This window comes from Sulfurospirillum sp. 1612 (assembly GCF_036556685.1).
Taxonomy (GTDB): domain Bacteria; phylum Campylobacterota; class Campylobacteria; order Campylobacterales; family Sulfurospirillaceae; genus JAADIZ01.
In genome coordinates, this window is record NZ_CP140614.1 from 1,773,473 (window position 1) to 1,800,314 (window position 26,842).

28 protein-coding genes are annotated in these 26,842 nt (G+C 35.0%); all 28 read right to left on the reverse strand.

The window, feature by feature from the left end; translation table 11 throughout:
- Positions 1 to 56: 56 nt before the first annotated feature.
- A complete protein-coding gene (locus tag SFB89_RS08850; protein ID WP_331774321.1) occupies positions 57 to 527 on the reverse strand; it encodes a threonine/serine exporter family protein in 471 nt (156 codons plus the stop codon).
- Position 528: 1 nt separating this feature from the next.
- Positions 529 to 1,302 (reverse strand): threonine/serine ThrE exporter family protein, encoded by a 774-nt coding sequence (locus SFB89_RS08855; RefSeq protein WP_331774322.1) that lies wholly within the window; start codon positions 1,300 to 1,302, stop codon positions 529 to 531.
- An 89-nt stretch (positions 1,303 to 1,391) separates the two neighbouring features.
- Positions 1,392 to 2,111 carry an SIMPL domain-containing protein gene (locus SFB89_RS08860; RefSeq protein WP_331774323.1) on the reverse strand — a complete coding sequence of 240 codons (720 nt, stop codon included), beginning with the start codon at positions 2,109 to 2,111 and terminating at the stop codon, positions 1,392 to 1,394.
- Between the two features lie 12 nt (positions 2,112 to 2,123).
- A complete protein-coding gene (locus SFB89_RS08865) occupies positions 2,124 to 3,086 on the reverse strand; it encodes an MraY family glycosyltransferase (RefSeq protein WP_331774324.1) in 963 nt (320 codons plus the stop codon).
- Positions 3,083 to 3,937 carry an NAD-dependent epimerase/dehydratase family protein gene (locus tag SFB89_RS08870; RefSeq protein WP_331774325.1) on the reverse strand — a complete coding sequence of 285 codons (855 nt, stop codon included), beginning with the start codon at positions 3,935 to 3,937 and terminating at the stop codon, positions 3,083 to 3,085. Before SFB89_RS08870 ends, SFB89_RS08865 begins: the two co-directional genes overlap by 4 nt.
- Complete coding sequence (locus SFB89_RS08875; RefSeq protein ID WP_331774326.1) at positions 3,934 to 4,875, reverse strand: glycosyltransferase family 2 protein; 942 nt, start codon at positions 4,873 to 4,875, stop codon at positions 3,934 to 3,936. Before SFB89_RS08875 ends, SFB89_RS08870 begins: the two co-directional genes overlap by 4 nt.
- Positions 4,876 to 4,925: 50 nt before the next feature.
- Positions 4,926 to 5,303: a GtrA family protein gene (locus SFB89_RS11955; protein WP_443082171.1), complete on the reverse strand. Its 378-nt coding sequence runs from the start codon at positions 5,301 to 5,303 to the stop codon at positions 4,926 to 4,928.
- On the reverse strand, positions 5,300 to 7,177 hold the full coding sequence (locus tag SFB89_RS08880; protein ID WP_331774327.1) for a hypothetical protein: 1,878 nt from the start codon (positions 7,175 to 7,177) through the stop codon (positions 5,300 to 5,302). Before SFB89_RS08880 ends, SFB89_RS11955 begins: the two co-directional genes overlap by 4 nt.
- 25 nt (positions 7,178 to 7,202) lie before the next feature.
- Positions 7,203 to 7,952 carry a glycosyltransferase family 2 protein gene (locus SFB89_RS08885; RefSeq protein WP_331774328.1) on the reverse strand — a complete coding sequence of 250 codons (750 nt, stop codon included), beginning with the start codon at positions 7,950 to 7,952 and terminating at the stop codon, positions 7,203 to 7,205.
- A complete protein-coding gene (locus tag SFB89_RS08890) occupies positions 7,949 to 9,097 on the reverse strand; it encodes a glycosyltransferase family 4 protein (protein ID WP_331774329.1) in 1,149 nt (382 codons plus the stop codon). The genes SFB89_RS08885 and SFB89_RS08890 overlap by 4 nt, the downstream gene beginning before the upstream one ends.
- On the reverse strand, positions 9,094 to 10,119 hold the full coding sequence (locus SFB89_RS08895; protein WP_331774330.1) for a glycosyltransferase: 1,026 nt from the start codon (positions 10,117 to 10,119) through the stop codon (positions 9,094 to 9,096). The genes SFB89_RS08890 and SFB89_RS08895 overlap by 4 nt, the downstream gene beginning before the upstream one ends.
- Positions 10,112 to 11,047, reverse strand: a complete 936-nt coding sequence (locus tag SFB89_RS08900) for an acyltransferase family protein (protein ID WP_331774331.1) — start codon at positions 11,045 to 11,047, stop codon at positions 10,112 to 10,114. Before SFB89_RS08900 ends, SFB89_RS08895 begins: the two co-directional genes overlap by 8 nt.
- Entirely contained in the window at positions 11,040 to 11,978 is a 939-nt protein-coding gene (locus tag SFB89_RS08905) for a glycosyltransferase family 2 protein (RefSeq protein ID WP_331774332.1), read from the reverse strand. The genes SFB89_RS08900 and SFB89_RS08905 overlap by 8 nt, the downstream gene beginning before the upstream one ends.
- Entirely contained in the window at positions 11,971 to 12,108 is a 138-nt protein-coding gene (locus SFB89_RS08910) for a hypothetical protein (protein ID WP_331774333.1), read from the reverse strand. Before SFB89_RS08910 ends, SFB89_RS08905 begins: the two co-directional genes overlap by 8 nt.
- A complete protein-coding gene (locus SFB89_RS08915) occupies positions 12,105 to 13,250 on the reverse strand; it encodes a glycosyltransferase family 9 protein (RefSeq protein WP_331774334.1) in 1,146 nt (381 codons plus the stop codon). Before SFB89_RS08915 ends, SFB89_RS08910 begins: the two co-directional genes overlap by 4 nt.
- Positions 13,247 to 14,164 (reverse strand): glycosyltransferase, encoded by a 918-nt coding sequence (locus SFB89_RS08920; protein WP_331774335.1) that lies wholly within the window; start codon positions 14,162 to 14,164, stop codon positions 13,247 to 13,249. The genes SFB89_RS08915 and SFB89_RS08920 overlap by 4 nt, the downstream gene beginning before the upstream one ends.
- A gap of 142 nt (positions 14,165 to 14,306) precedes the next feature.
- Positions 14,307 to 14,903 (reverse strand): FkbM family methyltransferase, encoded by a 597-nt coding sequence (locus SFB89_RS08925; RefSeq protein ID WP_331774336.1) that lies wholly within the window; start codon positions 14,901 to 14,903, stop codon positions 14,307 to 14,309.
- Positions 14,884 to 16,170, reverse strand: coding sequence for a flippase (locus SFB89_RS08930; RefSeq protein WP_331774337.1), 1,287 nt, complete (start codon positions 16,168 to 16,170; stop codon positions 14,884 to 14,886). Before SFB89_RS08930 ends, SFB89_RS08925 begins: the two co-directional genes overlap by 20 nt.
- A 38-nt stretch (positions 16,171 to 16,208) precedes the next feature.
- A complete protein-coding gene (locus tag SFB89_RS08935; RefSeq protein ID WP_331774338.1) occupies positions 16,209 to 17,375 on the reverse strand; it encodes a GDP-L-fucose synthase family protein in 1,167 nt (388 codons plus the stop codon).
- 7 nt (positions 17,376 to 17,382) lie between these two features.
- Positions 17,383 to 18,528: a GDP-mannose 4,6-dehydratase gene (gene gmd / locus SFB89_RS08940; protein WP_331774339.1), complete on the reverse strand. Its 1,146-nt coding sequence runs from the start codon at positions 18,526 to 18,528 to the stop codon at positions 17,383 to 17,385.
- Positions 18,529 to 19,854, reverse strand: coding sequence for a mannose-1-phosphate guanylyltransferase/mannose-6-phosphate isomerase (locus SFB89_RS08945; protein ID WP_331774340.1), 1,326 nt, complete (start codon positions 19,852 to 19,854; stop codon positions 18,529 to 18,531).
- A 2-nt stretch (positions 19,855 to 19,856) separates the two neighbouring features.
- Entirely contained in the window at positions 19,857 to 20,168 is a 312-nt protein-coding gene (locus SFB89_RS08950; protein WP_331774341.1) for a MarR family EPS-associated transcriptional regulator, read from the reverse strand.
- A gap of 42 nt (positions 20,169 to 20,210) precedes the next feature.
- Entirely contained in the window at positions 20,211 to 21,266 is a 1,056-nt protein-coding gene (locus tag SFB89_RS08955) for a glycosyltransferase family 4 protein (protein WP_331774342.1), read from the reverse strand.
- A gap of 208 nt (positions 21,267 to 21,474) precedes the next feature.
- Complete coding sequence (locus SFB89_RS08960; RefSeq protein WP_331774343.1) at positions 21,475 to 22,647, reverse strand: glycosyltransferase family 4 protein; 1,173 nt, start codon at positions 22,645 to 22,647, stop codon at positions 21,475 to 21,477.
- Position 22,648: 1 nt separating this feature from the next.
- Positions 22,649 to 23,779 carry a non-hydrolyzing UDP-N-acetylglucosamine 2-epimerase gene (wecB, locus tag SFB89_RS08965; protein ID WP_331774344.1) on the reverse strand — a complete coding sequence of 377 codons (1,131 nt, stop codon included), beginning with the start codon at positions 23,777 to 23,779 and terminating at the stop codon, positions 22,649 to 22,651.
- 1 nt (position 23,780) lies between these two features.
- Positions 23,781 to 24,884 carry a polysaccharide biosynthesis C-terminal domain-containing protein gene (locus SFB89_RS08970; RefSeq protein WP_331774345.1) on the reverse strand — a complete coding sequence of 368 codons (1,104 nt, stop codon included), beginning with the start codon at positions 24,882 to 24,884 and terminating at the stop codon, positions 23,781 to 23,783.
- A complete protein-coding gene (locus SFB89_RS08975) occupies positions 24,885 to 25,910 on the reverse strand; it encodes a polysaccharide biosynthesis protein (protein WP_331774346.1) in 1,026 nt (341 codons plus the stop codon). It lies immediately after the preceding gene.
- Positions 25,911 to 26,840 carry a glycosyltransferase family 2 protein gene (locus tag SFB89_RS08980; protein WP_331774347.1) on the reverse strand — a complete coding sequence of 310 codons (930 nt, stop codon included), beginning with the start codon at positions 26,838 to 26,840 and terminating at the stop codon, positions 25,911 to 25,913.
- Between the last annotated feature and the right edge of the window lie 2 nt (positions 26,841 to 26,842).

Genomic DNA, 26,842 nt, shown 5'->3' on the forward strand with positions numbered 1-26,842 from the left:
AATTAATTCTGTTGGTTTCCAATAAATCAATGATTTTCGCCCACGTTGTAGATTTTTTAGATAACTGGGCGTTTGAGTTTTGTGTAATACAGTGATGGTAGTGCCAATCCAAAGGCAATCGCCCCAAGTATTGCAATCGCATGCAAGCCATTTTCTATAAATTGAAACAATAGCGGCTGACTCACGCCTTGTGAATTCATCGACATCAGACTAATCATCATGTTATACGCATAAGTACCCGGAATCATCGGGATAATGGAAGCGACGGTATAAACTGGTCTTGGCATGATGTATTTTCGTGACCAATACACCCCCACAATACCAATCGCCGTTGAGGCGATGAAAGTAGAGAGCTCAATCGTCAAGCCATTGAGTAGCAAAATCTCACGAAACACGTACGTCAAACCGCCACCCATACCGCAAAAAACCAGCGTCGAGGCAGGAACATTGAAAATCATGGCAAACCCAATCGCAGGAATAGCCGCCCACAAAGCACTTTGTATTAAATCTAAAATTAAAGCCATCATCTTACCATCCTTGAATTTTTAAAAGGCTCATGGCTAAAATCATACCAATCGATGTCATGAACGTCAAAACCGTAGCTTGCATCCAACGCCCCCATGCCATACTCAAATAGCCTTTGAACACATCCAGAATCGCATTGATATAGGGAAATCCAGGAACAAGAAGCAAAACACTTGATGATAGTACAATATTACTCGTCGCACTGATATCATGATAAGAAGATAAACTCGCCACCAGCGTGATGACAAAAGCACTCAGCGCAAAGACGATTGATGGAGCAAAATCTTTGCTTGAGAGTAATATCCGCACCCCCATACCGATACTTGCAGCTAGAAATGTTATCCCAAAACCAACCCAATCGGATCCGTGAAGATGGCTAAAAGCCGCACATGAGAGTCCTATCGTCACAATCAAGAGCCACTTGTTATAATAATTTCTACGAATGGCATGCAATTTGTCACGGACTATTTGTACGTTATCATGATGGTGTTCACAAGAGATACAGATCTGTAAGATTTCATGGACCACCGACATATTAATCGGCTGTCTGTGAGCTCTTCGAGTCGTGGTATGGGAATTTTCAGATACCAACGTTGTCAAAACTACTGCGGAGGGGATGAGCGACATCTCAACCGAATCACAGCCCAAAGCCTTGCCGAAACGCAAGGATATCTGCTCAATCAGCCGACTTTCGGCACCGTGTTCTAAAAGCATCACCGCCGCTTTGATGATAACCGTCGTGATGCTTTTCTGCTCTTCTATGGAAATTTGGTTCATATGGGACTACTTTTTTATCATTTTTTAAATTAAAGTAGAATTTTACAACTAAGTAAATATTTTTTTACTTAAAGTTGTCATTTTTATCTCTAATCTGATAAATAATACTCTACCGTTGAGACAACACGGACCTTCTTGATTTGTGGATTATTTTTGTCACGTTGTGTGATACTAAAGCTTCCCTGAGAGGCTCTCTTGATTTTGCCCAATTTGCTGTGTGAATCTAGAGCGAATTTCTCAGCTACTTCTCGAGCTTTTTTTGTGGCCTCTTCGATCATGCCGGGCTTGACTTCATTGAGACGCGAAAAGAGGTATTCGGTCCTAGATTGATAATCATGGTTTGTAAAGACAATACCCTCTTTGCCAAGTGAGGATAATGCGCTCATGATCGCACGCACTTTCTCGACATGTTTGGAATAAACAGTGACTGTTTGCGAGGCGATATATCGAAAGTTTGGTTTTGTATTGTTGCCATATTCTTGCGCCGATTTATCCGTGATTGAGGGAGTTGAGAGTGTGATTTCATCGGATTTTATACCATGAGTCAGTAAAAAAGATTTGATTTTTTGTGTATCTTTTTCGACCGATTCATACAGTTGGCTCAAGTTGTTGCTCGCAGAGGTAAATTGTATCGGCCAGATGACAATATCTGCGGGGTACTCACGCTCGGAGAGCCCTTTGACGGTGACACTGCGATCAAATTGTTTGTATTGAATCAGTGCGTTGGAGAGCAAATATCCCAAAGAAGAGAGCCCAAGGAAGATAAAAATCCCTAAAATGAAAAAACTGATACGTTGATTTTGTGACATGAAAATCTCCTGTTATTGAAATGGTTTTTGCGCATCGATCCATCGGATGCATGCATACAACATCATCATCACCAAAGCAAAAGCGATGAAGATACTAGGACTAAAGTATACCAAAAGCAAGGAGGTGATGTTGATCATGATAGAGGCCAACACGACTTTGCTATGACTCCATCCGCTTTGATTCAATCGCTGATAGGCATGCTTTTTGTGGGCGATGCTCAGTCGTTCGCCATTTTTGAATCGTCTCAAAAGTGTGAGCGTTGCATCGAACCAAAATGCTCCAAATAAAATAATCCAAATCCAAAAGTTTAAACTCGATTGATTGGCATAATAAATCGTAAAGATGGCAACATTGTAGCCCAAAAGTGTGCTGCCCACATCGCCCATGAATATCTTCGCCCGATGCCAGTTCCAAAATAAAAATCCCAAAACCGCCACGGCCAAAACCAAGAAATGGCTCCCGCCAAAGAGCAAAAAGGCCGCCAAAGATAAAAACAGCGCTTCACTACCAGCATACCCATCAATCCCATCTAAAAAGTTATAAAGATTGATAAACCAGATGATTAAGAAAAATGCGAAAAGATTGGTAACGATGGGATTATCAATCGTAAAAAGCCCCAGATTGAGCGTCGAAAATCCACCCAAGCAGTACAGCCCCAACACCGCGACAATGGCTTGTACGGCCAAGCGACTCTTCGCTTTGAGAGTAAAGAGATCATCCAGATAAGAAACACCCGAGATAAGCATCCCCACCAAAAGCGCATCAAAAAGCGTTTTGGGTATATCATGATGATAATATAAAAAGAGTATTCCTGCAAACCAAGTCAGCGCAATCGCGATTCCACCGCCATGAGGCGTCGGAGTGGTGTGTGAACTGCGCGCATTGGGGATATCAAGCAGCGACTTTTTAATCGCATAGTTTTTGATTATATAGGTCAGAAAAAATGAAATGAGAAATAAAAGCAAATAAATCATATTTTATTCCCCATCATCAGAGCAATCCCCTCTTGGGTGCTGTAAGGATTTCTCAGATTTAGTTTTGCTTTGGTCTGGCTATTGTCAACCACGAGATTGCCGTAGAGTCTTTTGTGAAAGGATGGTTTTAAAAGCTTTAGGGCATTTTCAAAAAAAGGTATTTTGATGAGATATATGGTCTTGTCAAGATTTTTGGCAATCTGAGTGATCAGTGCGCTCGTACTAATCGGCGCATCATCACTCGCTAAAAAAATACCGCTAGCTTTTTGCCCAATCACCGCATCGATCAAGTGACACAGATTGCCGATGTAGATGAAGCTTCTTTTGTTGGGAATATTGCCCAAGGGTAGGATCGGCACTTTTTTCACCAAATCGATGAGATTTTTGATATTGGCTTTGACGCCGTATCCATAGACAATCGGCGTCCGGATGATACTCACATGAAAGTTTTCATCTTGGAGCTTTTGTAGCTCAAGTTCAGCTTTGAGTTTGCTTTTGCCATACTCATCTTCAGGATGACAAGCGCTATCTTCACGATATACCTCATCGCTCTCTTCCCCATACACTTTCACCGTGCTCATGAAAATAAACTGCGCCACGCCGCCCTCTTTGGCTTTTTTCGCAAGCGCTAAAGTCTGCGTGACATTGATTCGCTCGTAGGCTTCGGCACTCGCACCACCCATCTGATGCACAAGAGCTGAGAGATGGAGCACGACATCTATATCGCTTACATGTAAACTTTTAAAATCATCTTTTAAAAAGGAAAATCTTGTGATATCGCAACTATCGCTGTATTTATTGATAAAATAGCTGCCAACAAAACCGCTTGAGCCTGTGATGAGCAACTTCATTTTTGATTGCCTTCCAACCACCGCATAAAATTCAATTCATAGCTTTCTTTATGCTGTTTTACAATAGTATCTAATATAAATCCACTGAACAATGACACAATTGATATCAGCATTAAGCCAACGGATAAGATAGCAGAAGGGACTTTTTTGATATATGAGGTATCAATAAATTCATTAATAACAGGAATTCCCACGGCCAGACTCAATACAAAAAACAATAATGACAATATCGTGAAGAAAGCTAAAGGTTTATAATCTTTGAATAACCAAAATATCGTTTTAATTACAAGCATGCCATCACTAAATGTATGCAACTTAGAGAAACTTCCCTTGGGTCTATCCCTGTATTCTATAGGTATCTCTTTTAATAAAAAGTTTTTATCTAGTGCATGCAACGTCATTTCGGTTTCAATCTCAAAACCACCGCTATGAATAGCAATATTTTTAACAAATTTTTTATTAAATACCCGATAACCACTCATGATATCTTTGAGCTCGGCATGAAATAATTTATTTATCATACTTTTTACTAAATTATTACCAAAATTATGTAATGGACGTTTATTTTCATCTTTGTAGGCTCCGCTACTATGCCGATCGCCTACCACCATGTCCGCTTCATTATCAATAATTGGTTGTATCAGTTGATTAATAAACTTAGCAGGATAGGTGTCATCTCCATCTATCATGATATAAATATCTGAATCAATATCTCTAAACATTGATTTCACCACATGACCTTTGCCTTGCCTTTTTTCTGTTTTGATGATCGCACCATTTGCTCTTGCATGTTTCATCGAATCATCGGTAGAATTATTATCATATACATATATCTTAGCTTTTGGTAACTCTTTTTGAAAATCTTTGATGACTTTAGCGATTGTCAATTCCTCATTAAAACAAGGTATCAATATTGCAATTTCTTCTTTTGGATTCATGTTACCCTCACGATTATCATTGGTTTTTTATATTATAACTAATGGATACTTCAATTTTTAAAAACAAATTCTCTATTTAAATAAAAAGATGCAACCGCACATGGAAAAATTGCTAAAAACCCTGCTATATAATAATTTTCTATCAATATATGAAATAATTTTATCAATAACAAATTGAGACAAAACAATACAATATATACCCCAATAAATTTAAAGATCAGCCTTGTGTCATCATTATAAAACACATATTTACCAAAACTTTTAAAATTAAATAATACTCCAAGGATCGTTGCTAAAGCTACGGAGATTTTATAATCAAATCCCAAGAACAGGAACAAACTGTATAAAGTATAATAAACAATCGTATTCATCACTCCCACAATAAGAAATCTCATAACTTGATGATTGAACATGTATTTTACCTTCATATTATGGGTTTTAGCTGAAATGAATGGCCATCTAAGTTAACTTTGTATAAGACAAAAATATGCTTTTTGTCTTTGGCTTTTAAAAGCATTTTACTTTTATCAAAAATCTCCTTGTTCAAAGAAGCAAACCAAATATAATCGTATTGACTAAATATTTCTATCATCTGCTCTGGTGTTTTATCGGCAAATGTAGCTTTACTGATAGTTGCTCTTGTTGGGATGAGTGAATATTTTAGGATATTGTTTAGACTACCATTATTTTTGATGGGGAAGATGACAAATAGTTTCTTCTTTTGAGGTACTTTGCTGACAATATTTTTTGTTGCTAAATCGACATTTTTTCTAAAACCATTTTCTAATTGTGAATACAATGGCTTCATGTAAGGTTTGGTAATCACGATAAGCGCAATTAATATAGCACACATCGCAAAAAACTGTCTCATGGTGGAACTTTTATCTTGAAACAGAGGCAGTAACAAACTAAATTGGACTACAAGTATCGGTAAAATAATAGTGTTGATATATCTAACATATGAGGGGATCCTAAGTCCTCCAGTACCAAATCCATTGCGATAACTTAGATACAATAGCCCCACATGAATCGCAAAAATAACGATCAAAAATAGATTAATGATAATAAGATTGAGATTTCTTTCACTTTTTTTTGTGCTAAAATAAACAACGATAGAAAAAAGAAGTATCAAAAAGAATACACCCAAACCTGTCAATTTTAGAGTATCTTTATAGGTAGGCATGATGCCGAAACTAAATTCATTGTAATTGAGTGAATTTTGGTTTTTGCTGACTTGTTGTGAAACAAATACATGGGAAAATCTACGACTGATTTCAGCTTCCATTTGCTCCGTTTTGGGGCTAAGAGGCTCTGTCATATGCGTGATAATTTGACCCATCGTAATACCATTGTTGTGGATACCTTCTGATTCTTGTCTAATATTCCAAGCTTTAAATGCAGCAAAAACTAGAATAAAAAGGATAACAAGAGTGGCAATCGTTTTTTTATTATTTTTGATACTTTGAAGATAGGATACTTGATTTTCTCGTGAGGAATTGATAATATGAACAATAAAGACAAAGCCTAGGAAAAATAAATCCAATATAAAGCCCACTTCTTTGATCAGGTTCAGCGCAAGCAATGGAAAGATAAATAAATACAAATTTTTAATCGAGAATTTTTCATCTATAAAACTCAAAATCAATCCCGCAAACACGGCACCGACAACATGGTCCACATAAATCGAGCTAAAACCATGTCCAAAATCTGCAAAGAGAACCATCTGAACGACAAAAATCAAGCCGATCCAGTGGATTTGTTTAAAAGACAATCTCTCATACATCATCAAGGTAGCACTAAAGAGTATCAAAAAATATGCGAAATACAAGCCTCCTTCACTAAAACCAATGGGCTTAATGATAAAATAATCCCATATCGATATCCCAGGAGGATAGCTCAAATTTGCAGCAACACTGGATGCATCATAAAAATGATCAAAATAATACATCTCTTTTATAAATGCACCCCAATGTGAATACTCATCCCAAAAAAACAAATGCGCATCTTTCATCAAATAGAGATAAATCACACTACAAAAAACAAACATCATAAAAGGCACAGATTTCATTGCTTGAAGCATTTTAGTTTGAAACTTTAAGGCTAAAAATAAAAAAAGCACGAACCCAAAATAAAAAAGTAAATAAGCTCCATATTTCAAAACATCAAACATCCCAAAAATATAGAGGACAGAGATAATCGCAGAAATGGAAAAAAATATTGAAACGGACACGGATTTTCTAAAATAAATATAGAAAATCGATGCATACCCAAAGATTGGTAATAACGAAATCATCGCTGTCATAATTTTACTCCTAGTATTAAAATTTTCATCTTTGAAACAATCCTAATATTTTTCGAGGATATTTTGATAACACCATAAACCAGTTGGTGTATATATTATTTTCTTTGCAAGCACGGATAATCTCTTTATTTAATATATAATTACTTTTAAGCCCTTGCGTGCTAATACCACCTATTCTCATCTTTATTATTGGTTCTTTTAGATAACTATAGCTAATAGAGTATTTTGCTAAAAATCTGGTTAAGATTTCATAATCTGCAGCTATTTTATAATCTGTTTTAAATACACCATATTTTCTGTAATATTTTCTTTTCACAAAGAATGTAGGATGTGCAGGCATCCATCCATAAGCGAATTTGGAAGGGGTAAAATAACTACTATCATAATATCTCACCACTTTATTGACATCATCTGGCTTTACATAAACCAAATCAGCAAATACACTATCCACATGCTTGGATTCAAATTCTTTTGCAATTTTTTCTATCACGAACTCATCTGTATAGAAATCATCACTGTTGAGGATACCGATAGCATCACCGGTGGCCAATGCAATCCCTTTATTCATAGCATCATAAAGCCCTTTATCCGATTCACTCACAAATTTTGAGATTCTATCTCCATAACTTTGTATTATTTCAACAGTTCCATCAGTACTCGCACCATCAATCACGATATATTCTATATCTTTATATGTTTGATTTAAAACTGAGTCTATTGCATCTTGTATAGTATTTTTATTATTCCAGACTACTGTGATGATTGATATTTTCATTTGTTTTCCAATATATTTTTATATATCTTAATTTGCTTTTCTATTACACAATCATTTTCATAAAATCTTGCTGTATTATTAGCATTTACACTTAAAGTTTCATACTCTTTATAATCAAAAGATTTTTCTATAATTTTTTTTAATTCATTAACTTCACTCAAAAAACCATTTATACCATCATCTATAAAATCTCTACGAGTTCCTATATCAAAACCTATAACTGGAACACCAAAACTCATAGCTTCTATGATAGTTAACCCAAATGTTTCATACAATAGAGAAGGTTGTATCAAATACTTTGACTTTGATATTGTTTTAAGAGTTTCTTCTCTTGAGCACTTGCCTTTAAACATAATATTTTTCTTTGTATATTTTGCTCTTAATTCTTCTTCTATATCTCCACCACCTATAATAGTCAAGATATATTTTTCATCCAATTCATCCCATATTCTCAAAAGCTCAAAAATACCTTTAGACTCTTCAAGCCTTCCTACATAGATGTAACCATTTTTATCTTTAGATATATCAACTGAAATATTTAAACTATTTGGCTTTAAAATGATTTGACTCTCTTTTATTCCTAATAATTGTACTTTTTCTTTTTGAAAATTTGTCAACACAAAAAAATAATCAATATTATCAAATACATTAGTAGCCCTATAATACCAAAAAGAAAATTGAGCTAGTAGACTTTGGATGAGAGATTTTCTAAAACATTTATTGAAAATCCCTTTTAACGAAAACCTATTTTTTGTACATAGTTCACATATGCCAAATCCATCCCTATAAAATACACCAGATATACACCAAAGTCTATAATTATGTAAGGTATGAACAACTTTAGCTCCAGCATCTTTTGCAGCTATAAAAGCACTAGGAGTAAGTAGTGGATAAAAGTTATGTACATGTACTAAATCTACATTATTATCCTCAACAATACTTCTTATTTCTTTATAATATTTCTTTGAAAACCAAATTCCAAAAATTAATTTAAATTTGCTTATATCATCATTTGAAACTTCATAAGAGAGTACATTTTCTTTACCTAATTTCTTTTGTAAAGATTGTAATTCATTAACATAAACTATATCTTCTCCACCTATGTTGTTTGATTGGTATTTATTATGGATTATTAGGAGTTTCATAGATATATTTGCACCTGTTCAGTATCTTTTTTTCTCACAGACAACTCATTAACAAAATGAACTAACTTCTGATAAATATTATCATCAATATTTAATATAGTGCTCTTCAAACTATTAGAATAGTCTAAATCAACAACATAGCCATTGACCTTATCTTTTATAAGCTCACTAGCACCACAGTTTTTACTAACGATCACAGGCATACCAAAGTATAATGCTTCTTCAACTACAAGTCCCCAAGGCTCAGCCATACTAGGCAATATAAAAATATCATTTATTTCAAAATACTGTTTTATCTTTTGATTTTCTACTTGACCTTCAAAAATTATATTTGATTTTGCTTTGTCTTTTAGTTTTTGTTCCAATGGTCCTACTCCTACAACAGTTAGTGTAAGTTGCTCTAGTTCGTTAAAAATATCAATTAATAACTCAATATTCTTTTCAACTGAAAGTCTACCTATAAATAAAAATCTTTTTCTATACTCTTTTTTTATATTATCTATGTTTGGTTTGTTGATAATACCAACACCTTTTGTAATTTTTATTTCACTCTTATATTTTAGTGCTTTTAAAAGTTCTACATGAAGTTTTCCAGATGCAAAGACAGTTGATATACGACTTAAAAATATCTTTTTAATAAATCCTCTTATGCCACCTACTCTACTCTCATTTATAGTTGATTCTAGTGCTAAACAATTTTTTACTTTTGGATTTGTAAATATTAAGTACCAAAACTCTTTTAAGTCCCATCCACTGACTAAGAGTTTTTTATATTCTATTTGCTTTAGTAATTTTACTAATTTTTGTATATTTTCAATCACATCTCTTGCTTGAAAATCACCATCAAATAGTACTTTATATTTGAACTTTGCATTGTTAAGCACTATAAAGTCATCTGCTCTTTTTTCAGCCGTATTTGAAGCTATGAAAACAACCAGTATATTTAAGTTTTTAGCTAGTTCATTATAAAGATTTACTTTATAAAATGCGGGGATATGAGTAACGATTATGTACTCATACATATTTTAGTATTCCCCGATGAGCAAACTTTAATTTTATAAAGAGTAAACATTGAAGTAATGCTAGTGATATAAATAGCTTTAAGTACCAATCTCCAAAATGCAATTTTTCAACAACAATGTGAGCAATATTGTTTGTATATGGATGGATAATAAAAAGTAACATAGTGTTGCCTCCCCATAGTGTCAATATTTGACTTTTTATGTTTAGTTTTTTAAAGATGATTACTAAAGTTCCTACCATAGCTACTGCCCAAGCAATATTTAAAATAATGGGTCCATAACTTTTTGTTGACATATCTAAAGTAGGTATACCAAATAAAAAATATGAACTTATTAGTAAAAAAGGCAATACATAAACTATTTTATTATCTTGATGGAATCTAAAAAATATATTTCCAATAAATACAAATATTAAAGCATTCATAGCATTATCAATGCCAAAAGGTAAATCTATGTAAAAACTACTAATAAACACCGTAAAGACAAATACTAATTGAAGTAAAATATTTTGTATATATTTATTAAGAATAACTAAAATAACTCTTGCAAAAAACAAAGCTGGTAAGAACCATAGAACAAAGGCATAAGTATGTAAGAGTGATGTCATATCCATCCAAATAAATGCTGCTTTAAACTCGTTTACGTAATCCAAAGCTTCTCTATGCAATGCTATTCGTTTTAAAGTTTCCATAATTAATCCCACGATAACAAAGATAAAATATGGAATCATTAGTCTCTTAAAATCTTTGATAATCAATTCTTTGAGGCTCAAATCAAATCTAACAAAAAAACCAGCCAACATAAAAAACAGAGGCATATGCCAAGAAAAGATAAAACTGCCAAAGGGTGAAGCAATATGCCCTAATATAACAGCTAAGATTCCTAAAGCTTTTATATTATCTATCCAATTAATTTTTTGTTTAATCATTTTTTATTAACTTCCGCAAATAGTATTTAAATAAAATCCAATATTTCACGTAATCAAGCACCAAAGTACTCGCTATCTTGTTTTCTCTTTTTATTTTGTCATATTCATTGTATATCTCTAATGTTCGACCATTCCCAAGTCCATCTGCTCTCCATTTTGCGACTATTATATTTTTTGTTACAACTTTCGGAAAGTGATGATAGGCCCTAAGTAAATGATCATAATCCATACAAAAAGTGTTATCAATATCAAACAATCCATATTTTTGAAAATACCTTTTATGTGTAAAAAGTCCTTGATGAGGCATAGACATCCTAAAAAGTAATGTTTTAGGATTAAAACGCTCTACATATTTAGAGACAAATAGTTCACTTCCATCTACCTGTGTTCTTTGTATCCTTGCACTCACAAATATATCTTCTTTTGGATTAACATCTTTCAAAACATTTTCTAAGGCATCATCTGATACAAAACCATCACCATCGCCTTGGAAATTGATATAGTCGCCACGAGAAGCTTTTACCCCTTTATTAAAAGCATCACTAATTCCAGCATCTTTTTCACTCACCCAATAGTCTATCTGGTCTTCATACTTTTTGATGATATCAACCGTGTTATCTTTAGAGCCACCATCTATGATGATGTACTCTACATTATCATAAGTTTGATTGATGACGCTTTGGATGGTTTCTTCGAGGTATTTTTCACCATTGTAAACGACGGTGATGATGCTGATGAGAGGTTTGTCTTCATGACTTTTTTTGAAGTATCCCCTCATCCTAAGTCCACCCTCACCTTGTCGTTCTTCGCTCACGGGTAAAAAAAGTACACTTTCAAACTTATCTTTGGGATGATTTTCAATCTTTGGCTTTTCTTTGGTCAAAAGTCTTGTGGTGCTGTAGTTTTCATCTAAACATATTGTATTAGGCATTTAAAATATCCTCATAAAGTTTAATACACTTCCCAGCTACAACTTTTGCTTCAAACTCTTTTACTACTTTATCTCTGGCATTGAGACAAAATTCAGCATGCTTGCTTACATGTAAGACAAAAATTTTCATCCTAAAACCTTATCAATTTTATTTTTCACACTCTCAACACTTATCTCATTTATATCCAATTTACTTCCAAACCCATAACTATTAGAAAGTTTTTTATAATCATCCAAATCTTTCTCAATCTCAGGATGATAAATCACATGATAGTTTTCACTTACTTCTTTTGGATATGGAGTAAACCTCCCGTAATGATTTCCGTTATAGATGACAAATATATTTGTCATCTCTAACGCAACCGCTGCGTGAGGTGCACTCGTCTCATTTGCTATCATTAGATTTCCGTTATAGATGACATGTAAAAGCTCAACTAAACTAGTTTTACCTACCAAATCTACATAATCACCCATAAAAAGAGTTTTAAATTTTAAAGCATCTTCACTGTCACTTGCTGCTCCGCAAAGAACTATTTCATATCCGAACTTCTCTTTGAGATACTTCCCAATGTTCACAAACCCTTCAATATTCCACTTTCTATAACTAGCACTTGCCCCGATAAACAGTATTGCATATTTTTGTGGCAGTTCAAAGAGTAACTTTTTTGGTTTTAAATCAATATGTGGTTTTTTAATATCAAGCCTTACATGTAAGAGATTTTCAAAAAACTCTTTGTTTCTACTAAACTCAAACATTAACTCATCTTTTGCAAAAATAAGTTTTGTATAATATTTATCACTTATCCTCTTTTGCCATCTTCTTATATTTGACAAGTCTCCAGAACTACCTATCTTTTCTTTTGCACTTACAAGATTTACAATAGTATCACCATAAAAAAATTCTCTGCTATACACAGGACTCAAAACTACTTCATACCCTTGAGATGTTATCTTTTTAAGTTTTTGGTATCTATACACAATGTCTTTATAAAATTTATTTCTATCCAACCATATAAATTCATCTATATACTCACTATCAAGCTCTTTTGATAAACTTTCCCAAGCACTATTTCCAAATAAAGTAATTTTATATTCTTGATATTTTTCACTTTTTTTAAGTATTTCAATAAAGTTTCTAAACATTATATAATCACCAATCGCATCAAGACGAATAAGTAAAAGAGATTTTGGTTTTATCTCTTTTGATGGTGATATGATTAGATTTATAAAATAGTAAATTATAAATTTTATTAGAGTTTTTAGTTTACTCATTTTATAACATTTTTTCCTATAATCATTCTTGCTAATTTATTTATTATCCTTATGAAAATATTCTTCTTTTTACTTTGCAAATATTTTTTTACTAAGTTCTTTTGTATACTATCTTCTAAAATATTTTTTGTAAAATTAATTTCACTTGAATAATTCAGAATATCTATATCTTTTTCATAAGAATTTCCACAATGTATTCCACTACCATCATGACCAATATTAGTTACAAATGATGTATATGGATTTAAGCATAAACCTTTATTTTTAAATATACTTGTATGCCAAAAAACAGCCCAAGTATTAATTTTTCCATCATAATTATTAATTACTTGTTGCCAATTGGAATCGATTCCATCTAAATCAAATTCTTTAATCTCATTATTATTAAATAAATTCATGAGTTCTTTTGGATTTTTGTCAAAATATCCCCATCTATCTTTCCAAGTAGCCCATCCCCAGCAATTCATTTTTTTCCATAAAAATGTTTCATTTTTTTCGATAGAATATATTGGATAGTTCCACCCACTCACATGCCAAACTTTCTTTTCATCCTTATAAAACTCCAAAGCCTCATTCATAAACTTCAAAAAATAAGGACTAGTAACTAAGTCATCTTCAAGAACTATAATCTTTCCATATTCGTTGACTATACTAGTAACACCATCAATGATAGAGTTAGCTAGTCCCCAGTTTTTCTCTCGCTTAATTATAGTAACTTTCTTAAATCCATCTATAGACTCAAGATACTTTCTTACTTCATCTACACTTTTTCGTGCATTCTCATTTTTAGCTTCATCACTATATACAAAAAGTTCACTTTTATTTGCTAACTCATTTTTTTGTAGTGCTTCTACTGTTTGTTTTGTGTGGTCTGGTCTATTATATACAAATAGGACTATTGGGGCTAAATTCATTTTATTTATATCTTTCGTTATAAAATTTATCATTTATAAATATAACTGTATTTACAGCTTTAGCATAAACTGAGTAGTTATATTGTTTTAAAAATTTTGATATTTCATTATCATCAATATCAGATAAACTACTACCAAGTATCTATATCAAAATAACCTTTGGTTTGTATTTTTCAAAATTATTTGATTTTAACACCATAAAATCAAGCCCTTCAACATCAATAGATAAAAAATCTATTTGTTGATTTTTAGGTAAATTATTGTCAAGTATCTCTTCTAGTGTAGAAGTCTCTATATCTTTTTCAAATATAATATGATAATTATTATTTGCACTTGCTCTATCTTCCGATAGCTCGTTTGAAAATCCATTAAGTGCTGGTTCATTAAATGCATAATATGTCAAAACTTGTTTTTTATCAGAGACAGGCTTTTCTACATTTGTATCTCTTGGACGAATTTTATTAAAAGGTTTCATACTATCTGGCATCGCATCTATATTTACACCGTTCCAACCTTGTTTATAAAAAAAATAAGTATTTGAAAATCTCATTGGATGATGAGCACCAACATCAATATAAAACCCTGTTTGCTGTTTTTCAAACAACCTTCTCAAAATCATATCTTCACCCTCTTGCGAATATGACTTTAAAGCATAGCCATCAAAATAGTTGTTTTTAATATCAACTAATTTTTCTTTAGCACTTTTTGGTAAAATTGATTTAATCATTTTTTTTAACATTAAATATCCTTATAAATAATAAACTTTTTGATAAATTTAAAAAATTAATCCTTGTCTTATTCCAAAATAATAGACTCAAATAAGCAGCAACAAAATATGATATTAATGTCGCCCAAGCTGCACCAACAACACCGATTTCTTTTATTAGTATATAGTTTAATACAATATTCACAACTGCTCCTATTGAAGTATTTATAGTTGAAAATATTTGTAAGTTTTCAGTTAATAGCCACTTCCCACTAGCAACTCCCAAGAACACAAAAATCCCAGCCCAAATATGAATCATCAGCACACTTCCAGCTTGATTATATTGCTCTCCATAAAGTAGCCCTACAACCCAATCACTCAAAAAAGTCATAGGAAGAGCAATAGCTATTGCCATCCATACCATTAGGTCATACAGTTTTTGAAGTCTTGAATAATACAACTCTTCACTCTGTTTTTTGGCATTTATAATAGCTGGAAAAAGAGAAGATGCTATCACCATTGGGATGAAGTACCAAAGCTCACTTATACGGACTGCTGCTGCATATTGTCCTACTGCTTCATTGTCTAACATCTCCTTTATCATCACTTGGTCTATCTTCATGTATATGGAAATAACTATGCCACTTAGTATGAGTGGCCAAGAGTCTTTCAAAAGAGAAAGTGCAGTTTCTTTTTTAAATGTTAAGTTCCACATATTAAATGTTGAATTGTTTTTTATATAGAAATAAATAAACCCACATGCTAAAACAAAACTATCAAAAAGTATAACCCATGCAAATGCAATTAATGGTGCTTCGTTGAGTATCAGTGTGACTTTTACTATACTTGATATCAAAAGTGAAATCACATTTGCATAGACTACATAACGACTGAGTACTTTACTCTGAAAATAAAAGTCTATTACATTAAAAGACTGAAATATCGTGGCACTTGCTATGATGAATACTAGTGTATTGGTATAGCTGTCGTTTGATGTGAAGTTTACAGCTATGGCCAGGATGAGTAAAACGCCAAAGGCACCCATTACCTTGAGCCAAAACGCTGTACCTATGAGTTCATCTCTGCGACTCTCGTCTTTAACAAGTTCACGCACCACTATGCCATCAAGCCCAAGAGTAGCGATGGCGGTAAAGAGCCCTACAAAACTCTGCGCATAAGAAAAAAGTCCAAACTGTTCAGGACCTAGGTATCTAGCTACCCAAACACCGACGAACAATCCCACAATCATCCGCAGTATTTTTTCTCCAAAGAGCCATGAGGTGTTTTTGAAATACTTCATAAAACCTTGATGCTCTTTGAGAGCTTTTATCTTAGATATCATTTGTTATTTAAATACCACTCATACACTATTTTAATCCCCTCTTCTAGCTCTACTTTGTGTTTCCATCCAAGGGCGTGGAGTTTGGAAGGGTCTGTGCGCTTCAACATCGTGCCATCGGGTTTGTCGGTGTTGAAGGTGAGCTCGCCTTCATATCCTACTATCTTTTTGATGAGATTGGCCAGCTCTTTGATGCTGATATCCTCACCCGTTCCGATGTTGATGTGGGTGTTTCGGACTTCCTGAAGAGTTTTGGGTTTTGGGTTTTGGGTTTTGGGTGCTTGGTTTATGATGTCTTTAAAATCTATGTTTTGCATCAAAAACACACAGGCATCTGCCATATCTTCAGAGTAGAGAAACTCTCGTCTTGGCGTGCCACTGCCCCAAATCTCTATACTAGTGCTAGGTGCTAAGTGTTTAGTGTTAAGAAGTTTAATTCCGTATTTTTCTAAGATATTTAGTATCTCTTCTTTTGTGTTTTCCCTTGTGATTCCCTCTATCGGATTACGATTTAGGTCAACTTTGATTTTTTCCCAGTTTTCATCACTCTTAGCACTTAGCTCTTCCCACTTAACACTCTCAAGACATTTACCAAGATGTATCTTTCTCAAAAGTGCGGGCAATACATGAGAGGTCTCTAGATCAAAGTTATCATTGGGTCCGTAGAGATTGGTCGGCATGACGCTGATGAAGTTGGTGCCGTATTGGAGATTGTAGCTTTCACACATCTTGATACCGGCAATCTTTGCTATAGCATAGGGTTCGTTGGTGTATTCTAGCTCACTAGTAAGCAAACAATCTTCCTTCATCGGTTGTCGTGCATTTTTTGGGTAGATGCAGGTACTGCCTAAAAACAACAGTTTTTTGACTTTGTGCACATAACTTTGATAGATGACATTGTTTTGGATCTGAAGATTTTCGTAGATAAAATCCGCTCTATAGATGCTATTGGCTACGATGCCACCTACTTTGGCCGCGGCTAAGATGACATATTCTGGTTTTTCACGCTCAAAAAACTCTGCCACAGCTTGCTGGTTTGTGAGGTCTAGCTCATGATGTGTTCTTGTGATGAGATTATGATAGCCCTTTTGCTGCAAATTTTTAGATATAGCACTTCCGACTAAACCGCGATGTCCTGCTACGTAGATTTTACTGTTTTTTTTCATCTTTAGCCTACTCAAAATAGTTCATGATGGTATATCCACCATCTTTGAGGTATTGCTCTTTTGTCATGAGCTTGAGATCATTGGCCATCATATCATCGACCAACTCTTGTAGATTGTACTCTCGATTCCATCCGAGTTGTTTCTCTGCTTTGCTAGGATCCCCCAACAATAGATCAACTTCTGTCGGCCTAAAATACGCAGGATCAACTCCTACGAGGACTTGTCCCGGCGATAGATGGGAGAGATCGAGATTTAGTTTTTGAGCTTTTTCTTGATCAATCGCATCGACAATTCCGACTTCATCAAGCCCTTCATTTTCAAATCGCAACACAATCCCCGCATATTCAAATGCAAATTTTACAAAATCTCGCACGGCGGTAGTTTTGCCTGTGGCGATTACCCAGTCTTCGGGTTCATCTGTTTGTAGGATCATCCACATCATGCGTACGTAATCTTTGGCGTGTCCCCAGTCGCGTTTGGCGTCCAAGTTCCCAAGATAGAGTTTGTCTTGCAATCCCAGAGCGATTTTGCTCGCCGCACGGGTGATCTTTCTCGTGACAAATGTCTCCCCACGCACTGGAGATTCATGATTGAAAAGGATGCCATTGCATGCAAACATCCCATAGGCTTCACGGTAGTTGACTGTGATCCAGTAAGCGTACATCTTCGCTACAGCATAAGGGCTACGCGGATAAAACGGTGTCGTTTCGCTTTGGGGAGTTTCTTGGACTTTTCCAAAGAGCTCTGAAGTACTCGCTTGGTAGATTCTCGTCTTTTTCTCTAGTCCCAGCAATCGCACCGCTTCCAAAATCCTAAGCGTTCCCGTGCCATCTGCATTGGCGACGTATTCGGGTGTTTCAAATGAAACAGCCACATGACTCATCGCCGCGAGATTATAGATCTCATCAGGTTGTGTCTCTTGGATAATACGTGTGAGATTCATACTGTCTGTCATATCACTAAAGTGTAGATGGAGATTGACATTTTTTTCATGAGGGTCTTGATACAAATGATCAATCCTGTCTGTGTTGAACAGTGAGCTACGTCGCTTGAGTCCATGAACCTCATAGCCTTTTTTGAGCAAAAATTCTGCCAGATAGCTTCCATCTTGTCCTGTAATCCCTGTGATAAGTGCTACTTTCTTCGTTTCCATTTAATTCCTTTCAAAGTCATCTTCGAGTCTGATGATATCATCTTCGCCTGTGTATTCGCCTACTTGTACTTCTATGATCACCAAGGGCAATTTTCCTTTATTTTCGAGTCTGTGAATATCACCGGCTTTGATGTAGGTGCTCTCATTTGGGCTCACCATAAAGACGCGCTCTCCTATCGTCACCGTCGCACAACCGCTCAGTACAATCCAGTGCTCATTTCTGTGGAAATGTTTCTGCAAGGAGAGTCTTTTGCCTTGTTTGACGACGATGCGCTTGATCTTGTAACCGCTTGAATCTTCTAGTACTGTGTACGTCCCCCACGGGCGATGCCCTGTCAAGTGAATATTGGGGAGGTCTGATTTTTCGCTTTTGAGTCTGGTGACAATCTCCTTGACTTTTTGGCTGCTGCCTTTTTTGCACACCAAAAGGGCATCTTCCGTATCGATGATGATGGAGTCTTGTATGTCTATGGTCTCGACATTTTTGTTGGAGATGATCAGGTTGTTGTGGATATCATTGGGTAGTTCGCATGAGAGCGCATCGAAACTCCCCACATCGCTCCATGAGATATCGGATGGGATGATTTTCACTTTTTGGGACTTTTCCATCACGGCATAATCGATACTATCTTGTGGAATTTTGGACATATCTTCATAAGAGATTCGGATTAGATTGTCTTTTTTGCTATTTTCGTACGCGTATTTGGAGGTCTCATAGATTTTGGGGGCGTAGTGTTTCAATTCTGCCAAGAAAACACCGGCTCTGAAGCAAAACATCCCGCTGTTCCAATAGTAGTTCCCCGCTTTTAGATACTGTGTCGCCGTAGCAAAATCGGGCTTTTCATGAAATGCACGCACCGCTTCACCTTCTGCTTCGATGTAGCCAAATCCCGTCTCTGCAAAAGTTGGCTGTATGCCAAAAGTCACGAGAGCGTCTCCTTGTGCGAGCACGGCCGCTCGGGCTAGGACCTTTTCGTACGCGGCTTGGTCTTTGATCAAATGATCCGATGGCGTGACGAGGACCACCTCATCTGCGGGCAGTGCCAAACACGCTAGTGCGATGGCTGGCGCGGTATTTCGCCCGATGGGTTCGAGTAGGTACATGTTGTTGTGCGCGCCCAACTCTTCTAGCTGATCGAGAGCGAGAAAATACTGCTCGGCATTTGAGACGACAAACTGCTTCTGGCAAAACTGCGAATTGCGCTCCACTGTGAGCTGAAATAGGGATTGATCTTGGAAAAGTTTCACAAATTGCTTGGGATACAGCGTACGGCTGATCGGCCACAATCTCGTGCCGTTTCCGCCACACAGGATGATGTTTGTCATAGCTAGCCTTTCATCTTTTCGAGTTCTTTGACGAGTTCATCGTACTCTTTTTTCTTTCGTTCTATAAATTTTTCGGTCAATATCAGCTTCTCTTTCATCCCTTTTGGGGTGAGAATATAGCGATATTGGTTTTTGTTTTTGTTGGCAAAAAAGTTTTCCGCTTTGATAAAACCCTTGTCGATGAGTGCCTTCATGACATAGTTGATTTTGCCGACACTGAGGCCGAGCTTGTCCGCTAGTGATTTTTGAGTCTTGATATCATCAAGATGTCTCAATACCTCAAGAGTAAGTTCTTCATTTTGCAAACGCAACACTCCTTTATAAAATTCATTTATTGAATTTTACAGTATTTGGCTTTAGGGAAGATTAATCTTATTCATTTTATCCACAGCCAATTGCCTTTTTTGAATACCTGTAAAAATCATATAAAACAATACAAAAATCAATCCGAATCCTACAAACGCACCAAATGGTACCCATCCCGTCGTATCATGTTGGATGACACCAATCAAGATGTAACCACTCGTACTAAATATCGTCTGCAATATAATCAAAAATAGTACCGTTTTTTTTACATTGTTTTCAAAAAATCTAACCAAAATATGATGCATGTGCGTCTTATCCGCATGGAACGGTGACTTGCCTCGTCGGTACCGTCGCACCATCACGATCAATGTATCCAACACAGGTAAAGCCCCAAGATAAAGTGTGACGACAGGAGGTATATAGTGGATGCTGAGCATTGATAAAATACTGATGACAAACCCCAAAGTCAGGCTCCCACTATCTCCCATAAATATTTTGGCAGGATTCCAGTTGAGAAGCATAAAACCACACAAACTAAACAGCATCACCGATGATATCATCACAATCGAATGATCATGATGTTTGAGACCGATGAACCAAAAGGTACAAAATATCACGATACTAACACCACCAGCCAATCCATCAAGCCCATCGATGAGATTGAGAGCATTGGTCAAACCCGCGATAGCAAACATCCCAAAAGGAAGTGCAATCCACCACGGCAAATCAATCCGATGCCCAAACCACGTACCTAGAGTGTAGATGCTATAATTATCCATCCATAAGATATACACAGCCAAAAAGATTGTGAAAAATTTGAACCGTGCAGAGATTCCGTGGTGATCATCGATGATACCTGCAATAAAAACGATTAAGATAGACACAAACATCCACCGATCTATCAAAAACACAGAAGGATAGCATATCAAGCACCCAATAAAAAAGGCAAATACAAATCCCACTCCAGCACCACGGGGGAGGACCTCAACATGCTGGCTTCGTTCATTTGGCAGATCCAAAAAATCCAATCTCACAGCTTGCTTTTGAACAAGCTTGATGGATAGGTAGGATAAAAGTGCAATCGACATGAGCTTAAGTGTCAGCATAATTTTGTCTCATTTGTTATAATCTCTCTCTAGTTAATTCATTATTTCATTGTATCAAACATTATTTTAAATTATTGTATAAATAAGCAATAAACTTCTACCCTAGACTTTTTATTGTCGAATTTATTGTAATTCGAAATTTCAAGACGGCAATCAATAGATTTTTGATTGTATGTCACCAATATTTTGCATCTGTTTTCTTTTTTCTTCAGATTATTTTCCTAACCGCTGCTTCGACTGAAAAAGTTGATTTCAAAAGCTCTTGAGCATTTTCTCCAATTTTTTTTCTATAATCTTCATCTAAAAGTTGTATCGCATTGGTAAGAAGAGTTTCATCATCTCCATTGATTGTTATCAATCCAGCTTCATACTTTTCGACGATTTCTTTGAGATCATTTCCTTCGTTGATACTTCCAAGTATTGGCAGCTTTTGTACCATATAGCCCAGTAATTTACCAGGAAAATTATGCGTTGTGTGATCTTTGTGAAGTGTAAATAAACCAACATCAAATTCAGCTAACATTTGCTTAAACTCATCTTGTCCAACTGATGGCAAAAGTGTCATATTTGTTAGCCTACTTTTTTCTATTGCATCCCTTACCAACACCACTTCATCACCAGCGCCTACTAAAACGAAGTGGGCTTTATCATGAGAATTCATGTTTTTAGCTAGTCTGACGATGTTCATCATATCCTGAGCATGGCCTATATTTCCACCATAAAAATAAACAACTTTATCTTCAATTTTAAGTGCCTTTTTATAAAAATTACGAGACTCTACAGGTGTATTTGCAGCCCAATTATACAAAACTTCTAATTTCACATTTGTAGCAACAGTTTGTTTAAACCACTCTAAATTTTTCTGAGACATTAGTCCAATTGTATTTGCAGCAGCATAATTTCTTTTTTCAAAATAACGAAAATATTTTTCTATTATTGAGCCTTTTCGAATCAAACCTTGGTCGACAGCCCACTGAGGGAAAAGGTCTCGCAATATCAAGTAGCTAGGAGCATCCCAGGTTTTTTTGAGTTGTTTTACCAATCCACTCCAAAAAATTGAAGGCGAATAATAAACAATCATGTCATGCCTATTATCTTCGAAGTAAGACTTAAAGTTTTTCCATGCATAGTAAGATAATAGTGTTTCATTGATTGCTCTTTTAATCTTGCCTACATTTTTGATTGCACCACTTTTAAATCGGCAAACCGTTACATCATCAAGTTTAGTTATTTCAGTATTCTTATTGAGTTCTGGAGATGGTGTGATGACAGTCACTTCATGACCTTGATTGATAAACTCACAAGCCAATTCATGCATCATCTTAGCAGCAACCTTGATGCTATGGGGCATATAATCATCAACTATTAAGCAAATTTTCATATTACATCTTTTTCCAAACCGTTTTATTCACATAATCAGTATAAGACAAGATGATTCTCAATACTTTATCAGACACATTCGGCATACTATAATCAGCAACATTTCTTAAAGTATCATTTTCTTGTGTTTTCAACACTTCTAGTCCTTGGAGTATTCGCTCTTTTTCAAGTCCTACCATCATCACAGATGCTTCTTCCATCGCCTCTGGTCTTTCATGTGCTTCTCTTATGTTTAAAGCCCGAAATCTTAAAATGGACGATTCTTCACTGATAGTACCACTATCACTTAAAACAGCTTTTGCATCTTTTTGAAGTTTGACATAATCATTAAATCCCATAGGTTTCATCAAAGAGATTAAAGAGTTAAACTTCACACCTTGTTCTTCAATCTTATTTTTTGTTCTTGGATGCGTTGAGATTATGATTGGCAATTTATAAATATCAGCGATAGCATTAAGAGTATCCACTAAATCTAAAAAGTTTTTATCTGAGCTGATGTTTTCTTCACGATGAGCAGACACCACAAAATACCCTTGAGGTTTTAAAGAGAGTTGCTCTAAAATATTTGAGTTATTTATATCGTCCAGCTTACTATTTATAACTTCAAACATAGGACTTCCAGTCTTGATGATTCTATCAGCTGGCAAACCTTCTCTCAGTAAATATTCTCTTGCTATATCACTATATGTAAGATTTACATCACTTGTGTGGTCTACTATCTTTCTGTTCGTCTCTTCTGGCACTCTTTGATCAAAACATCTATTACCTGCCTCCATGTGAAAGATAGGGATATGCCTTTTTTTAGCAGGAATTGCACATAAACAACTATTTGTATCACCTAAAATTAAAACTGCCTCCGGATTTTCTTTTTCCAAAATAGGATCAATGGCTATAATTATTCTACCAATGGTTTCAGACGCCCCACCACCTGCTGCATCCAAAAAGTAATCTGGTTTTCTAAGATTGAAATCATTAAAGAATACTTCATTGAGTTCATAGTCATAATTTTGTCCCGTATGCACAAGTATATGCTCTATCGCGTCAGAACTCTCCAACTTTGCTATCACAGATGATAATCTGATGATTTCTGGTCTTGTCCCAACAATCGTCATCACTTTTAATTTTTTTATCATGTTACACCTCTAAAAAATAAGTATCTGGATTATCTTGGTCAAAACTCTCATTTGCCCAAAGAAATAGTATCATCTCTTCATCACCAGTATTTTTGATATTATGCGTATATCCAGGTATCATCTCGACAATCTCCATCTTTTTATCACTCACTTTATAACTGATAATCTCATGTGTCATGATGTGACGAAACTCTATAACTGCTTCACCTTTCACTACCAAAAACTTTTCATTTTTGGTATGGTGGTAGTGATTGCCTCGCGTGACTCCTGGTGCAGTAGTAGAGAGTGAAAATTGACCACTATCTAGCGTTTTTAGAATTTCATAAAAAGTACCTCTATCATCTTGATGACCTTTGAGTTCATACGAAAAATCATCGGGAGATAAATAACTCAAATAGGTACCATATAAAGCTCGCTCAAATCCACGCCCAACATTTGGTATTAAGAGAGTTTTTCTATTTTCTTTAAATTGATAAAGTAAGCTCTCTATCTCGCCCAATGTTTTTTTGTAAACCGTTTCAATACAAACATATGGCTCATCGCCAGCTAGGTCAAGTTTTGAGATGAATGATTTCACGACATCATCTACATGTACCAGAGTCAATTCTACACTTCTATCACTCACATGAATCTCAATATTATTGGCGATATTATAGCACCAAGTAGCTACGACACTATTATAGTTTGGTTTGCACCATTTTCCAAAGATATTGGGTAATCTGTATATATAAATCAAAGCACCTGTCTCTTTTGCATAATCAAGCAAAATATTTTCGGCTTCAAGTTTACTTTTCCCATAATCATTATTTAATTCTGCTTGAATGGAAGAGGATAATAGTATGGGGGTATTTTTATTGGCTTCTTTTAAAATTTCTACAATCATCTTAGTAAGATTACTATTGCCTTCATAAAACTCACTTGCATCTTTTGGTCTATTGACACCTGCGAGATGAAATATAAAATCAACCTCTTTTACATAGGCTTCAAGTAGATTTATAGAATCTTTTTTACTGTATAAATAAAGCTCTATACTTTCATCTCTTTTGAGATGCTCTATCATATTTTTAGCCAAAAAACCATTTGAACCCGTGATGAGAACTTTCATCTAAATCACTCCAAATTCTTTCAGATCATCTTGGATCTCATATAAATCTATTAGCATTTTTCTTAGTTCTGTTTCGTCAAGTCTATGCGTATTGTGAGAATGATACTCTCCAGCTTGTGTTACCACTTCTTCTCCATCTTCTACAAACTTAGTATAGTTCAAATCACGATTATCAGAAGGGATTCTATAGTAATCACCCATGTCTAAAGCTTTTACCATCTCCTCTTTTGTAAGAAGTGTTTCGTAAAGCTTCTCTCCGTGGCGTGTGCCTATGATCTTTACTTCATGTTCTGGTCTGTTTAGCATGTTTTTGAGAGTTTTTGTCAAAAGCTCTATAGTAGCTGCTGGAGCTTTTTGTACGAAAATATCTCCATTTTTACCATTTTTAAATGCAAAAAGCACTAAATCAACAGCTTGATCTAAACTCATCATAAACCTTGTCATAGCAGGGTCGGTAATCGTAATCGTTTTGCCAGCCCTAATCTGGTCGATGAAAAGTGGTATAACCGAACCACGAGATGCCATGACATTGCCATATCTCGTACATGCTATCATCGTGTCGTTATCATCAAGGTTTCTACTCTTTGCGACTGCTACTCGCTCCATCATAGCCTTGCTTATGCCCATCGCATTGATAGGATAGACTGCTTTGTCTGTACTCAGGACTATCACCTTTTTCACTTTAGCATTTATCGCGGCATTTAGAACATTTTCAGTACCGATGACATTTGTCTGAACTGCTTGCATCGGGTAAAATTCACAAGATGGCACTTGTTTTAGAGCTGCCGCATGAAATATAAAATCAACACCACGAACTGCATCGATGACAGAATTGATATCTCTAACATCGCCAAGATAAAATTTAAGCTTGTCGTTGTTATATACTTTCCTCATATCATCCTGTTTTTTCTCATCACGCGAAAAGATTCTGATCTCTTTTATATCTGTATCTAAAAAACCTCTTAGCACTGCATTCCCGAAAGAACCTGTTCCTCCCGTGATTAATAAGACTTTATTTTTAAACATTTACTCGTCCTCTTTTTTTCTTTGTAAAACATCAATATTATATTTATCTTTTATAAACTTCAAAATAGCATTTTTATCTTTACCAGCATTATGATAAATCTCATATATTTTTGCATCTATATAAAAACGATACCAAAATCCTTGCAAAAAATGCCAAATAAATCCTTGTTTGCCATCTAAAAACCCTAACTTAAAAAAATAACGATAGTGAAAATAGATAATTGGTCTCACAAACAATGGTAAACTATCATACTTTTGTCTAAGCCATCTTTTTCTTTCTATCTTTGTACCAAACAACTTCCCCTCTTCTATATCAGCATCAACAAAGTTATAAATTTTATTTAGTCCATCAATTGCTTCTTTTGTTGCATAGCTATTATGTTTCTCTGTCCAGGCCGTTAGTCCATTTTTATTATCATCTACTAAATCATTTTCAAATTCAACTGTATTTCCAGAAGTTAGTTTTATATGTTCATCCATCCAGCGCTGTTCCATCTGTCCATGACCAGATCTCCAAATACGCAACAGCCACACAGGATAATATCCACCGTTTTTTATCCATCTATCCAAAAAATATAATCGGCGTTTTATATATATTCCAGATATATCATTATCAAGTGTATTGAGTTTACTGTTAATTTCACTTGCAAGTTCAGGAAGTACATATTCATCAGCATCTATCTTCATAATCCACTTAGTTTTTATAAGACAATTATCTAGTCCCCATTGAAACTGTTTGGCATGATTCCCTGGCCATTTATTTTTATAAACTTTAGCACCTAATGATTCAGCAATTTCAACAGTTTTATCAGTCGAGTTACTGTCTACTATAAAAATTTCTTTTGTAAAAGGCAACAATGATTTTATGCATCGTTCTATATGTTTTTCTTCATTGAAGGTTAATATTATTACTGATATGTCTTGTGTCATTT

What these genes read in the sequence shown, in the direction of transcription:
- SFB89_RS08960 (WP_331774343.1), bottom strand. Translation starts at nt 22,647, where the DNA reads ATGAAAATTTGCTTAATAGTTGATGATTATATGCCCCATAGCATCAAG.
- SFB89_RS08850 (WP_331774321.1), bottom strand. Translation starts at nt 527, where the DNA reads ATGATGGCTTTAATTTTAGATTTAATACAAAGTGCTTTGTGGGCGGCT.
- SFB89_RS08870 (WP_331774325.1), bottom strand. Translation starts at nt 3,937, where the DNA reads ATGAAGTTGCTCATCACAGGCTCAAGCGGTTTTGTTGGCAGCTATTTT.
- SFB89_RS08935 (WP_331774338.1), bottom strand. Translation starts at nt 17,375, where the DNA reads ATGAAAAAAAACAGTAAAATCTACGTAGCAGGACATCGCGGTTTAGTC.
- SFB89_RS08875 (WP_331774326.1), bottom strand. Translation starts at nt 4,875, where the DNA reads ATGAATCCAAAAGAAGAAATTGCAATATTGATACCTTGTTTTAATGAG.
- SFB89_RS08980 (WP_331774347.1), bottom strand. Translation starts at nt 26,840, where the DNA reads ATGACACAAGACATATCAGTAATAATATTAACCTTCAATGAAGAAAAA.
- SFB89_RS08900 (WP_331774331.1), bottom strand. Translation starts at nt 11,047, where the DNA reads ATGATTAAACAAAAAATTAATTGGATAGATAATATAAAAGCTTTAGGA.
- SFB89_RS11955 (WP_443082171.1), bottom strand. Translation starts at nt 5,303, where the DNA reads ATGAAGGTAAAATACATGTTCAATCATCAAGTTATGAGATTTCTTATT.
- SFB89_RS08880 (WP_331774327.1), bottom strand. Translation starts at nt 7,177, where the DNA reads ATGACAGCGATGATTTCGTTATTACCAATCTTTGGGTATGCATCGATT.
- SFB89_RS08905 (WP_331774332.1), bottom strand. Translation starts at nt 11,978, where the DNA reads ATGCCTAATACAATATGTTTAGATGAAAACTACAGCACCACAAGACTT.
- SFB89_RS08925 (WP_331774336.1), bottom strand. Translation starts at nt 14,903, where the DNA reads ATGTTAAAAAAAATGATTAAATCAATTTTACCAAAAAGTGCTAAAGAA.
- SFB89_RS08915 (WP_331774334.1), bottom strand. Translation starts at nt 13,250, where the DNA reads ATGAGTAAACTAAAAACTCTAATAAAATTTATAATTTACTATTTTATA.
- SFB89_RS08910 (WP_331774333.1), bottom strand. Translation starts at nt 12,108, where the DNA reads ATGAAAATTTTTGTCTTACATGTAAGCAAGCATGCTGAATTTTGTCTC.
- SFB89_RS08955 (WP_331774342.1), bottom strand. Translation starts at nt 21,266, where the DNA reads ATGCTGACACTTAAGCTCATGTCGATTGCACTTTTATCCTACCTATCC.
- SFB89_RS08895 (WP_331774330.1), bottom strand. Translation starts at nt 10,119, where the DNA reads ATGTATGAGTACATAATCGTTACTCATATCCCCGCATTTTATAAAGTA.
- gmd (WP_331774339.1), bottom strand. Translation starts at nt 18,528, where the DNA reads ATGGAAACGAAGAAAGTAGCACTTATCACAGGGATTACAGGACAAGAT.
- SFB89_RS08855 (WP_331774322.1), bottom strand. Translation starts at nt 1,302, where the DNA reads ATGAACCAAATTTCCATAGAAGAGCAGAAAAGCATCACGACGGTTATC.
- SFB89_RS08945 (WP_331774340.1), bottom strand. Translation starts at nt 19,854, where the DNA reads ATGACAAACATCATCCTGTGTGGCGGAAACGGCACGAGATTGTGGCCG.
- SFB89_RS08930 (WP_331774337.1), bottom strand. Translation starts at nt 16,170, where the DNA reads ATGAAGTATTTCAAAAACACCTCATGGCTCTTTGGAGAAAAAATACTG.
- SFB89_RS08860 (WP_331774323.1), bottom strand. Translation starts at nt 2,111, where the DNA reads ATGTCACAAAATCAACGTATCAGTTTTTTCATTTTAGGGATTTTTATC.
- SFB89_RS08865 (WP_331774324.1), bottom strand. Translation starts at nt 3,086, where the DNA reads ATGATTTATTTGCTTTTATTTCTCATTTCATTTTTTCTGACCTATATA.
- SFB89_RS08920 (WP_331774335.1), bottom strand. Translation starts at nt 14,164, where the DNA reads ATGAATTTAGCCCCAATAGTCCTATTTGTATATAATAGACCAGACCAC.
- SFB89_RS08885 (WP_331774328.1), bottom strand. Translation starts at nt 7,952, where the DNA reads ATGAAAATATCAATCATCACAGTAGTCTGGAATAATAAAAATACTATA.
- wecB (WP_331774344.1), bottom strand. Translation starts at nt 23,779, where the DNA reads ATGATAAAAAAATTAAAAGTGATGACGATTGTTGGGACAAGACCAGAA.
- SFB89_RS08890 (WP_331774329.1), bottom strand. Translation starts at nt 9,097, where the DNA reads ATGAAACTCCTAATAATCCATAATAAATACCAATCAAACAACATAGGT.
- SFB89_RS08970 (WP_331774345.1), bottom strand. Translation starts at nt 24,884, where the DNA reads ATGAAAGTTCTCATCACGGGTTCAAATGGTTTTTTGGCTAAAAATATG.
- SFB89_RS08975 (WP_331774346.1), bottom strand. Translation starts at nt 25,910, where the DNA reads ATGTTTAAAAATAAAGTCTTATTAATCACGGGAGGAACAGGTTCTTTC.